The sequence below is a fragment of the Actinospica robiniae DSM 44927 genome, assembly GCF_000504285.1.
GTDB classification, from domain to species: Bacteria; Actinomycetota; Actinomycetes; order Streptomycetales; family Catenulisporaceae; genus Actinospica; species Actinospica robiniae.
In genome coordinates this window covers 2,744,373-2,756,006 of record NZ_KI632511.1, presented here as the reverse complement: position 1 = coordinate 2,756,006, position 11,634 = coordinate 2,744,373, and the positions used below count along the sequence as shown (strand labels likewise).

Genomic DNA, 11,634 nt, shown 5'->3' with positions numbered 1-11,634 from the left:
GTCATGAGGGGGATACCGCTGGTCGACCTCAAGGCCGCGCACGAAGAGGTCGAGGAGGAGGTGCGCGAGGGTTTCGCGCGCGTCCTGGCCACGACCGGCTTCGTCGGCGGGCCGGAGGTCGCCGCGTTCGAGCAGGAGTTCGCCGCGTTCAGCGGCGTGAGCCGGTGCGTCGGCGTGTCCAACGGCACCGACGCGCTCGAACTGGTGCTGCGCGCGCTCGGACTCGGCGCGGGTGACGAGGTGGTGCTGCCGGTCAACACCTTCGCGGCCACCGCCGAGGCGGTCAGCCTGGCCGGCGCCACGCCGGTGTTCGTGGACTGCGACCCGGACACCCAGCTGATCGACGTCGAGGCTGCGGCCGCGGCGATCGGCCCGCGTACCAAGGTGCTGATCCCGGTACACCTCTACGGCCAGCTCGCGCCGGTCGAGCGGCTGCGCGAGGCGCTCGCCGGCGCCCCGGTGCGCATCGTCGAGGACGCCGCCCAGTGCCAGGGCGCTACCCGTTTCGGCCGGCAGGCCGGGGTCGGCGGCGTCGCGGCCACCAGCTTCTACCCGGGCAAGAACCTCGGCGCCTACGGCGACGCCGGCGCGGTGGTCACCGATGACGCCGAGCTCGCGGACGCGGTGCGGATCCGGGCGAACCACGGCGGCCGGAGCAAGTACGAGCACGTCGTCGTCGGCCGCAACAGCCGGCTCGACGCGCTGCAGGCGGTGGTCCTGCGGGCCAAGCTCAAGCGGCTGGCCGGCTGGAACGAGGCGCGCCGCGCCGCCGCCGCGCGCTATCACGCGCTGCTGGCCGGGCAGGACGGGATCCAGCTCCCGGCGGTGCTCGAGGGCAACGAGCACGTCTGGCACCTCTACGTGGTCAAGGTCGGCGAGCCGGGCGAGGGCGCCGAGCGCCGCGACGCGGTCGTGGAGAAGCTCAACGCCGACGGCATAGGGGCCGGGGTGCACTACCCGTACCCGCTGCACCTGACGCCGGCCTTCGCCGACCTCGATCATTTCCGGGGCGCGTTCCCGCACGCCGAAGACGCGGCGGACCGGATCCTGTCCCTTCCCCTGCACCCCCATCTGACGGCCGAGGAACAGGAGCGGGTCGTGGAGAGACTCTTGGCGGCGGTCGGGTGACCGCGAGAAGGCACGGCGGCTCTTCCACCCCGCGACGGGCCCTGCTGGTCGCGGGGTTCGTCGCGTGCGGACTCGGCCTGGCCGCGTGGCTGGTGCTCGGCTCCGGCGGCTCCGGACCCTCGAAGATCGTGGTCGGCGAGCCGTTGACCGGCAAGACGGTCCCCGGATCGAGCGCCGGCGCGCCGCTCTCGCCGAGCGCGAGCAGCAGTGCGAGCGCGACCGGCACCGCCAAGGCCTCGGCCGGCGCGGTCCCGTCGCACACGCTCACCGGCACGGCCGCCGCGGCCGCCTCCTCGTCCGCCGCAGCCGCCGCGGCGCAGGCGTGCTCGACCCCGCAGGCCTGCGGCTACCCGAGCGCGTCGAGCACCGGGCCGCGCACGAGCAGTCTCAGCGCGCACTCCGGCGACATCGAGGTGAAGACCAACGGCACGACGATCAGCGGCTGGAACCTCTCCGGTTCGCTGGACATCTACGCCGACAACGTCACCATCATCGACACCAAGATCGATTCGAAGAACTGGTGGGCGGTGAACCTCCGCTCCGGCTACACCGGCCTGAAGATCCTGCACAGCAACCTGACCGGGACCCCCGGCGCCGGACCGGACAACGGCGGCGAGGACTACGCCGTGTCCAACATGGGCGAGGGGAACATCGAAGTAGGCTGGGACGACGTCTCCGTCTTCGCCAACGCCCTGTCCATGGGCCACGGCTACATCCACGACGACTACGTGCACGACATCGTCCCGTTCATCAACCGTTCCGGCGGCTACGCCCACCTGGACGTGGTGATCAGCGACGGCGACGACACCGCGGGGCTGCGGGTCGTCCACAACACCCTGATGAACCCCGTGCCCACCGGGCAGGGCACGACCTCGGTGATCGGACTGCTGCCGAACACCGGACCCATCTCCAACACCACGATCACCGACAACTGGCTGGCCGGCGGCGGTTACACCATCTACGGCGGAGGCACCGGGGCCAGCGGCGTCGTGGTGACCGGCAACATCTTCTCCACGACGTACGCGAGCGGGTGCGGGTACTACGGGCCGGTCGCCTACTGGAACACCGGCGGCAGCGGGAACCAGTGGTCGGGCAACCGGCTGACCAGCGGGGCGCAGGTCGTCCCGTCGAAGTGACGGGATAGCTCAGCACAGGCACGACGGCGCTGCCGGCAGCCGGCAGCACATCCGAGGGAGGGCGGCGGGTCCTGGTGGGGTCCCGCCGCCCGAGAAGGGCGAAGAGAAAGATGAACTTGCGAAGATGGACGCGCAGCGTGCGCACTGCGATTTTCTCCGCGGCGGTGGTCCTGGTCGCGACGGTGGCCGCGCCCCAGGCGGCCTCGGCCGACACCGGCCCCTGCGGGCCGGGCTCCAACGCGATCGTCTGTGAGAACTCGCAGCCGGGCACGCCGCTGTCCGACTGGTACTCCCCGGGAGCCTGGGGCGACATCGAGGCCTTCCCGACCACGACCAGCGTGGCCGTCGGCGGGACGATCAACTTCTCGGTCAGCTCGCCGGTCGGCTACAAGGTGGAGATCTACCGGCTGGGCTGGTACGGCGGCGACGGGGCGCGGCTGATGCCGACCTCGCCGACCGCGGTCTACCCGGCCGTCACCCAGCCGGACTGCGACAAGTCCGCCTCCACCGGCATGGTGGACTGCGGCAACTGGTCGGTCAGCATGAGCTGGACGGTGCCCTCGAACGCGGTCTCCGGGGTCTACCTCGCCGAGTTCGACCAGAGCGACAACCAGGGCCTGATGCCCTACCCGTTCGTGGTCACCAACCCGTCGAGCACGTCCGACATGGTGGTGCAGACCTCCGACCAGACCTGGCAGGCCTACAACATGTGGGGCGGCGCCGACCTGTACGAGGGCAACGGACCCGCTCCGGACGGCCGCGACTACGCCGTGAGCTACAACCGGCCGATGAACATCTCCGGCGAGAACGGCATCTTCGGGTCCGAATACCCGATGATCCAGTTCCTCGAGCGCAACGGCTACGACGTCAGCTATCTGTCCTCGGTCGACATCACGCAGCATCCCTCGCTGCTGCTCAACCACAAGGTCTTCGTCTCCTCCGGGCACGACGAATACTGGGACCAGCAACAGTTCGACGCGGCCACCGCGGCCAAGGACGCCGGCGTGAACGAGGCGTACTTCAGCGGCAACGACGTGTTCTGGCGCACCGTGCTGCAGCCGAGCATCGCCAACGGCGCCGCGAACCGGACCATCGACGAGTACAAGATGACGAAGCTGGAGTATCCGCAGCCGGACGGCGTGGCCGACCCGAGCGGCCAGTGGACCGGCACCTGGATGGACCCGGCCGGCGCTGCCACCGGAGCCGAACCGGAGAACCAGCTGACCGGAACCCTGTTCAACGTCAACGGATACCGCGCCGACGCGATCACCGTCTCCTACCCGTACAGCCAGGACCGGATCTGGCGCAACACCCAGGTCGCCTCGCTCACCTCCGGCCAGACCTACGAGATGCAGACCGGCACGCTCGGCTACGAGTGGGACTCGGACATCAACGACGCCACCCGGCCACCGGGTGAGATCGACATGTCCTCGACCACGATCTCCATCACCAACGGCACGCTGCGCCAGGACTGGGGCAACCTCTACGGCAACGGCACCGCCACGCACAGCCTGACCGAGTACCGGGATCCGAAGTCCAACGCGCTCGTCTTCAGCTCGGCCACCGTGCAGTGGGCCTGGGGCCTGGGCACCGTGCACGCGGACCTGACCACCACCGAGGACCCGGTGATGGAACAGGCCACGGTCAACCTCTTCGCCGACATGGGCGTGCAGCCGAGCACCCTGCAGTCCGGCCTGGTGGGCGCCGCGAAGTCGACGGTCGGCACCGGCCCGACGGTCAACGTGGCCACCCCCGCGCCGAACGTGTCCACCCCCGCCATGTCCCCGCTGACCATCAGCGGCACCGCGACGCCGGCGAGCGGCGCGGTCGTGGCCCGGGTCGAGGTCTCCACCGACGGCGGCACCACCTGGAACCCGGCCAGCGGCCTGGGGAACTGGACCTTCAGCTGGACGCCGCTGCAGACCGGCGCGGCCACGATCCTGGTGCGGGCCGAGGACGACAGCGACAACATCGGCGCGACGGCGAGCATCCCGGTCACCGTGACCGCCGCCGTGTGCCCCTGCTCCGTCTTCCCCGACGCGTCCACCCCGGCCAAGCCGGACAGCGGTGACGCGCACGCGGTCGACGTCGGCATGAAGTTCAGCCCGACCCAGTCCGGCGAGATCACCGGCATCCAGTTCTACAAGGCCGCGACGAACACCGGCACGCACGTCGGCTCGCTGTGGACCTCGACCGGGACCCTGCTCGGCAGCGTCACCTTCACCAACGAGACGACCTCCGGATGGCAGGAGGCGAACTTCACCCAGCCCATCCCGGTCACCGCCGGCACCACCTACGTGGTCTCCTACTACGCCCCGAGCGGCCACTACTCCGCCGACGCGAACTACTTCGCCACGCAGGGCGCCGGCATCGCGCCGATCCAGGGCCTGTCGAACACCGCCGCCAACGGCAACGGCGTCTACAAGTACGCCAGCGCCACCGCCTTCCCGACGACCGCGTACCAGGCCAGCAACTACTGGGTGGACGCGATCTTCCAGGGCAACGTCAGCAGCACCACCCCGCCGACGGTCACCTCGACCACCCCGGCCACCGGTGCCACCGACGTCCCGGTCAACAGCACCCTGACCGCGTCGATGAGCGAGGGCCTGACCGCGAGCTCGGTCAAGCTCACCGTCACCGACCAGAACGGGGTGAGCGCGCCCGGCTCGATCACCTACGACCCGGTCGGCCACACCGTGACGTTCCAGCCGGCCGGCCAGCTGGCCATGAACGACACCTACACGGCCTCGCTCACGGCCACCGACCTGTGGGGCAACGTCATGCCGTCGCCGTACACGTGGACGTTCACCACGTCCGCCACGCCGCCGGCGTACACCTGCCCCTGTTCGCTGTGGAACGGCACGGCCGTGCCCGCCAACACGAACACCAGCGACCAGCACGCGGTCGAGGTCGGCATGCGGTTCCAGTCGGCCGTGGCCGGCTACGTCACCGGAGTCAGCTTCTACAAGGGCACCAAGAACACCGGGACGCACATCGGGAACCTGTGGACGAACACCGGCACGCTGCTGGCCACCGGCACCTTCACGGGTGAGAGCGCGAGCGGCTGGCAGACGCTGACCTTCGCGAACCCGGTGGCGATCACGGCGAGCACGCCGTACGTCGTCTCCTACTACACGCCGACCGGCTTCTACTCGTCCAACTCGCAGTACTTCACCGCGCCGATCAGCAACTACCCGATCACGGCGCTGGCGAGCGTGGCAGGATCCGGCAACGGCATCTACCACTACGGCACCGGCTCCGCGTTCCCGACCACCAGCTACAACGCGACGAACTACTGGGTGGACGCGGACTTCACCACCCAGGCGCCGTCGTCCGGCGGCAGCGGCGCCGAGGACGCCTCCGCCACGATCGGGACCTCGACCATCACGCCGACGACCAGTTCCTGGGAGAACGCGGTCTACCCGGCCACCGTCGGCTTCTCCCAGGCGATCGAGCCGCAGAGCCTGAAGGTGACCGTGACCACCACCCAGGGCTATCAGGGTTCGGAGTCCGCCGCCGGCACCGCGGTGACCGGCACGGTCTCCTACAACCCGAAGACCTTCACCGCCTCGTTCCACCCCACCACCGCGCTGGTGCCCGGCCAGACCTACCACGCGACGGCGACGGCGACGACGGTGGCGGGCAAGGCGGTGGCCCCCATCACCTGGACCTTCACCGCGGTGGCGGCCCAGCCGGCCACGCCGGCCGGCGGGACCGTCCCGGCGGACGGCACCTCGCCCCCGGTGGTGCTGGCGGTGGAGACCAAGCTGCCCAAGCGTTACTCCGTCCCGCTCGACGTCTGATACCGCACCTTCGATATCAGGCTCCAGATAATGCAGTGACACGATGACAAGCTGGAAAGGCTGACCGCGTGAGCACGGTGAGCGTGATCGTCCCCTGCTACAAGTACGGCCACTATCTACAGGAGTCCGTCGGAAGCGCGTTGAACCACCAGGACGGCGTCGACGTGCGCGTCCTGATCATCGACGACGCCTCCCCGGACGACTCGGCCGACAAGGCCAGGGCGCTCGCGGCCGAGGACCCCCGCGTGCAGGTGCTGGTGCATCCCCGGAACAAGGGGCACATCGCCACCTACAACGAGGGCCTGCTCGAGTGGGCCGAGGGCGACTACGTCGCCCTGCTCTCGGCCGACGACCGGCTCACCCCCGGTGCGCTCAGCCGCGCCGCGGCGCTGCTCGACGCCCACCCGGAAGTCGGGTTCTGCTACGGCCACCCGGTGCGCTTCCAGCACGGCTCGGCCCTGCCAGCGGCGAGGACCGCGGGCCGGGGCTGGACCGTCTGGGACGGCCAGTGGTGGCTGCGGCGGCACTTCGAGACCGGGCACGGGTGCATCACCTCGCCCGAGGTGGTGGTGCGTACGAAGCTGCAGCGGCAGGTCGGCGGTTACGACCCCGGCCTGCCGCACTCCGGCGACATCGAGATGTGGATGCGCCTGGCCGCCCACGCCGACGTGGGCTACCTGCGCGGCGTGGACCAGGCGTACTACCGGGTGCACGGCGCGAACATGTCCACCACCGACTTCGGCGGCCAGCTCGACGACCTGCGCCAGCGCAAGGCCGCCTTCGAGGCGGTGCTGGGCCGGTGCGGCGAGCAGATGAAGGACCGGGACGAGCTCGACCGGCTCGTCCACCGCAAGCTCGCCCGCCAGGCCCTGCGCCGGGCGGTGCGCGCGTACGACCGCGGCCGCACGGAGCAGGTGCCGGTCGACGAACTCGTCGGCTTCGCCCGGGAATGCTGGCCCGAGCACGAGGACCTGCCGGAGTACCGCGCGCTGAAGATGCGCCGGCGCATAGGCACGAAGGCGATGCCCTACCTCCAGCCGCTCGTGCTCACCGCCGTCACCCACAAAGTGCGCGAGCGGATGTGGTGGCGCACCTGGCGGCGCACCGGAATCTGACGAGGGCCGGCCGGGCCCGCAGGAGCAGGAACCGACGAGGGGAGCCGTAGATGCTGGGAAACGTCAGACGCCTGCTGACGGCGGGGACCGCGATCCTGCGCGAGCCGCCGTGGGCCGCGCCGGGCCACTTCTACTCGCCGATGCCCGGCGGCGCGGACACCGACCGCGCCGTGCGGCGGCGCGAGGAGGAGCTCGAAGCGGCGGCGCAAGCCGGCCTGCCCGGCATCGACCTGAACGCGCAAGGCCAGCGGATCCTGTTCAAGGAGCTCGCCGCCACCTTCGCCGACGTGCCGACCACGGCGGCGGAGGGGTGGCGTTACCGCCCGGAGAACAACATGTACGGCCTCGGCGACGCCGCCGTCTACCACGGCATGCTCCGCCGCTTCCCGCCGAGCAGGATCGTCGAGGTGGGCTCGGGCTTCTCGTCCGCGGTCGCGCTGGACACGGCCGACCGCTTCCTGTCCGACGCGGACCTGAAGTTCACCTTCATCGAGCCCTACCCCGACCGCCTGCTCGCCCTGCTCGGCGATCGGGACCGCGAACGCTGCACCCTGATCCGCAAGCCGGTGCAGGATGCCGGCACCGAGGTGTTCGAGGAACTGGAAGCCGGCGACCTCCTGTTCATCGACTCGTCCCACGTCAGCAAGGCCGGCAGCGACGTCAACCTGCTGTTCTTCGAGATCCTGCCCCGCCTCGCCGACGGCGTGCTCGTGCACGTCCACGACATCGTGTGGCCCTTCGAGTACCCCGAGCGCTGGCTCCGCCAGCGCCGCGGCTGGACCGAGGCCTACCTGCTGCGCGCCTTCCTGGCGTTCAACAGCGCCTTCAGCATCGAGCTCTTCAACGCCTGGCTGTGGCACTGCGAGCCGGAGCTGGTGCGCGAAGCCCTCCCCTCGGCCGCCGGCCAGGTGCCCGGCGGCATCTGGCTGCGCAAGGGCAGGCGGCCGTAGGAGTGCCATAGTAGGGGTCTGTTGTTCCGGGCGACGAGCTCAGGACGAGTTGTCGATGTTGAACAGCTCGCTGCCGCTGTCTCCGGTGCACGACTGCATGGTGATGGAGCCGTTGTCGGGCACCGTGCTGATACACAGCGCAGTGTCGGACTCGATGACGTAATTGCCCGAGACCCGGTTGAAGGTCCAGCGTTGGCCGGCGCTGTTCTGGTTGCAGGAACTCGTCACGGTGGGAGTGCTGCCCGCGGAACCGGCGGCCAGGCAGCGGCCGCCGGAGTCGATCTGGATCAGGCCGGTGTTCACGTTGTACTGCCAGTCGCCGCCGTACTCCGATTCCTCACACGGGTTGCCCTCATTGTTGTCGAGGCCGACCCAGAAGTCGGTTCCCGCCGGATTCTGCTGATAGTGCAGGCAGTAGAGCGTGTTGCTGACCGGTTGGAAGCCGATCACGCTGCCGTTGCTCGCGCCTGAGGGCAGAGCGCGGCTGGTCTTGGCCGGAGCCGGCGTGGGCGAGGCGGCGGCAGGGTGGCTGGCGGCGGCCCCGTTGGCGGTGGTCTTCGCGGGGGCCACCACGTGGCTTGCCGTGGAGGCGGCGACCTGCGGATTGTTCGTCTGGTCGGTGCTTCCACGGGTCAGCGAACTGCGGCTGACGTGCGACGCGGTGGCCGACGCCCCGGGGCTGGCCGCGCCGGTACCGCCCGTCCCGATGTCCAGCCCTCCGCCGCCGCGTACGACGTTCGAGTTGGCGCCGCCACCGGTGCCGCCGAGCGCCCGGACGCCGTAGTAGCCGCCGACCCCGAGGCCGACCACCACCACGAAGACGATGGCTGCGACGGCCCGGTAGGAGAGCCCGGCGACGTAGGTCTGCCGGTTGCCCGTGCCGCCCTGCTGGATCTGCGTGGGGCCGCGGAAGTCATTTCCCTCGACGCGGTTGGAGCCGCCTCGACGGTCGCCAGTCGTCGGCACGCGGACTCAGCGACGGGTCTGGGTGTTGTGGTGGCCGCCCTGCTGAATCTGGGCCTGGCCGCGGAAGGTGTTGCCGTTGATCTCGTGGCGCCCGTCGGCCGGCCCGGCGGAGCCTTCGAGCTCGGCGAGCAGCCGTGCGAGCAGTCCGGCCGCGTCCCCGTCTTCGCGCATCAACCCATGAAGACGTACTCGCCAGTAGGCTTCGAGATCCGCCGCGGCCCGGGCGTCCCCGTGCCGCCGTGCCTCCTCGAGCGTGGCTCGAGAGGTCCTGAGCTCCTCGGCGGCCTTGCCCGGATCCTTTTCGCCGCGGCCGAGAAGCGCGGCGAAGCGGTCCTCGGCCGCCTTCCAGCCGTCGGTCACCATCAGATTGACGAGTGTGCTTGCTCCCGCCGACACCAGTGCGGAGACGTCCACCAAGCCCCCTATGCCACAGCTGCGATGAAGTGTTCGCGTCGATTGTAGAGGCGAGGCTAATCGCAAAAGTCTGAGGATATCGATTCGTGTCCCCGGCGAAGTCGATTCGATTCCCATGAAGCGGTGAGGTGTCCGGAACGGAGTGATCCCGGCGGCATCGCGTTCGGCTTGCTTTCGAATCACCCACGGATGGGTCAGGAGAAGCAGGATTTTCCGGACACCAATGCAGGGGAGTTCCCTGTTGCGGCGAGGCTCTCCCGGCGTCGGGCATGCGCGGCACGATCGGCGTTGCGGCGGGGTGCTTTCACCCGATCATCAATCACCCGATCGACTGGACCGGCTTGCCGCCTGACCGCGGGATGTGATCGGCTGGGGGCAGCATCGCGTGCTGGTGACGGACTGCGTCAAGCATGGAGGTGTTGAACCGAAGGGACCGCCACCCGTGGCTTCCCAAGAAGGCGATCGCGTGATCGCCCTTAGTTTGCAGCTCGCCGCGGCACATCGACGACTCCGTCATCAGATCACTGAGGTCAGGGCGGGCCTCGGGCAGCGCCGGATGCGCGATGACACACTCGTGACCCACTGCCTCGCTTTCTGCGACGCGCTGACGGCACACCACCTCGGCGAAGACGAGGGGATCTTCACTGCCCTCGTGGCTCAGCGCCCTGATCTCGCCGGGACTATCGCGAAGCTGGTCGAGGACCACGGGATGATCGCCGCGATCCTCTCGCGCGTCCGCGAGCTCGCCGACGCGGCCGCCGTGTCGGACGGCGCCGCAGTGGAGGCGATCAGGCGTGAGCTCGACGGGTTGGCGGCGATCATGGAGTCCCACTTCCGCTACGAGGAACGGGCCGTCGGCCGGGCGTTGGACGAAGACGTGGCCGAACATCCCGAGGCCCATCGAAAGGCTCTGCCACGGTCGGTAGGATCCGATCGACACCCATCGGCACTCCGTCGGGCCGCTGACGACGCTGGCGGGTCGGGGCAGGTTCACCCACAACGAAGCAAGGACCAGAGAAGTGATCAGTAGGGGCAAGCAGATGGTGGTCGGTCTGGCCGCAGCCACCGGTATCGCGTTCGGCGCCGCGGGCACGGCGCATGCGGACACGGTCGGCACCCTCGGCTCCAGCAGCGCCGTCAACCAAGCCACCGCGAACGGCTCGGGTGACGCGACGGTGTCTTGGACCGACCGGAGCGGGACGATTTTCCTCGGTTCCAAGACCATTCCCGCCTACGCGATGGCGGACTGCATTGACTACAACACCGACTACACCATGGACTGTTGGCTGGAGCGGAGCACCGACGGCGGCGCGGACTGGTCCCAAGTCTCCGGCACTCACGAGCTGACCAGTTCAACCTCCGAGGCATTCCAGCCGGGCACGGCCACGGGTGGCTACTACGACGGGCCCGGCTACCTGGCCCGCGCTTGCTTTCGGTTCACGTCGTGGTCCGGTGCGGCAAAGCACTGCACAGACGGCATCTGACCGTTCAGGTCGAAGCGGCATGGCGGAGTCGTCAATGCCCTGACGTCCAGTGGTCCCGCGGCTTCGAGTCGCGGGACCGCGCCTCTGCGGAGGTTGAGATCATGCCTTGATTCCGCACGCCGAGTGAGCGACGATTGCGGACATGGGGAGGAAGCAGGCGTTGGGGCGTCCGCGGGACACACGACGGAGCCCGAGGAGGACCTGGGTGCGGGCCGCGCTCTTCGCGGCTTTCGGCGTCGGGGTCAGTGTGTGGGCCGTTTCAGCGGCGTACACACAGTTCGCCTTGCGATATGACGGAATTACCACGCAAGCACGGGTAGTGGTGACCCAGGCGGCCGGTAAGGTCGTGCAATGTGAGGTCTCTTATCAGGACTCCGCAGGTGTCCGGTACGAGGCGTGGCTCGACAGCCAGTGTGGGGGCGCGCAAGCAGGGCAGAGCGTCCTGGTGCGGTATCTGCCGAGTCGACCGACGACGGTCGCCGCTGTCAGCTCCCTGACCTTGCCGTCGATCCTGAGCAACGAGTCAGGCTATCTGTTCCTCGGGCTTCTGGCGTGCGCGGTCGCCGTGGTGGGCATCCTCGCGGTCACAGGAGTGCTCGGGCGCTGGGCCGCACTTTGAGAGCCCTGAAGGAACCGCT

The 11,634-nt window shown here is 69.5% G+C and carries 10 protein-coding genes; 8 read left to right on the top strand and 2 right to left on the bottom strand.

Annotation, left to right across the window (positions count from 1 at the left end; all coding sequences use genetic code 11):
* The first annotated feature begins 3 nt into the window (after positions 1 to 3).
* The 5 genes from ACTRO_RS11780 to ACTRO_RS11760 all read left to right on the top strand — a co-directional run bounded on the left by ACTRO_RS11780 (position 4) and on the right by ACTRO_RS11760 (position 8,132).
* Positions 4 to 1,128, top strand: coding sequence for a DegT/DnrJ/EryC1/StrS family aminotransferase (locus ACTRO_RS11780; protein ID WP_034263193.1), 1,125 nt, complete (start codon positions 4 to 6; stop codon positions 1,126 to 1,128).
* The gene (locus ACTRO_RS11775; RefSeq protein WP_211244202.1) at positions 1,125 to 2,264 is read left to right on the top strand and encodes a hypothetical protein; all 1,140 of its coding nucleotides are present in this window, start codon (positions 1,125 to 1,127) and stop codon (positions 2,262 to 2,264) included. The genes ACTRO_RS11780 and ACTRO_RS11775 overlap by 4 nt, the downstream gene beginning before the upstream one ends.
* 137 nt (positions 2,265 to 2,401) lie before the next feature.
* Positions 2,402 to 6,067 carry a DUF4082 domain-containing protein gene (locus tag ACTRO_RS11770; RefSeq protein WP_063627977.1) on the top strand — a complete coding sequence of 1,222 codons (3,666 nt, stop codon included), beginning with the start codon at positions 2,402 to 2,404 and terminating at the stop codon, positions 6,065 to 6,067.
* Between the two features lie 68 nt (positions 6,068 to 6,135).
* On the top strand, positions 6,136 to 7,182 hold the full coding sequence (locus ACTRO_RS11765; protein WP_034263192.1) for a glycosyltransferase family 2 protein: 1,047 nt from the start codon (positions 6,136 to 6,138) through the stop codon (positions 7,180 to 7,182).
* Positions 7,183 to 7,232: 50 nt separating this feature from the next.
* Positions 7,233 to 8,132: a class I SAM-dependent methyltransferase gene (locus ACTRO_RS11760; protein WP_051450681.1), complete on the top strand. Its 900-nt coding sequence runs from the start codon at positions 7,233 to 7,235 to the stop codon at positions 8,130 to 8,132.
* 39 nt (positions 8,133 to 8,171) lie between these two features.
* On the opposite strand, the gene ACTRO_RS11755 is transcribed toward ACTRO_RS11760, so the two are convergent.
* Both ACTRO_RS11755 and ACTRO_RS11750 read right to left on the bottom strand, forming a co-directional pair.
* The gene (locus ACTRO_RS11755) at positions 8,172 to 9,098 is read right to left on the bottom strand and encodes an RICIN domain-containing protein (protein ID WP_034263191.1); all 927 of its coding nucleotides are present in this window, start codon (positions 9,096 to 9,098) and stop codon (positions 8,172 to 8,174) included.
* Between the two features lie 6 nt (positions 9,099 to 9,104).
* Positions 9,105 to 9,512, bottom strand: a complete 408-nt coding sequence (locus ACTRO_RS11750; protein WP_157436076.1) for a hypothetical protein — start codon at positions 9,510 to 9,512, stop codon at positions 9,105 to 9,107.
* A gap of 361 nt (positions 9,513 to 9,873) precedes the next feature.
* On the opposite strand from ACTRO_RS11750, the gene ACTRO_RS50895 reads away from it, so the two are divergent.
* From ACTRO_RS50895 to ACTRO_RS11735, 3 genes are all read left to right on the top strand, one after another.
* A complete protein-coding gene (locus ACTRO_RS50895) occupies positions 9,874 to 10,542 on the top strand; it encodes a hemerythrin domain-containing protein (protein ID WP_342673725.1) in 669 nt (222 codons plus the stop codon).
* Positions 10,532 to 10,996 (top strand): hypothetical protein, encoded by a 465-nt coding sequence (locus ACTRO_RS11740; protein ID WP_157436074.1) that lies wholly within the window; start codon positions 10,532 to 10,534, stop codon positions 10,994 to 10,996. Before ACTRO_RS50895 ends, ACTRO_RS11740 begins: the two co-directional genes overlap by 11 nt.
* Positions 10,997 to 11,201: 205 nt before the next feature.
* Entirely contained in the window at positions 11,202 to 11,615 is a 414-nt protein-coding gene (locus tag ACTRO_RS11735; RefSeq protein WP_034263188.1) for a DUF3592 domain-containing protein, read from the top strand.
* The last annotated feature ends 19 nt before the right edge of the window (positions 11,616 to 11,634 follow it).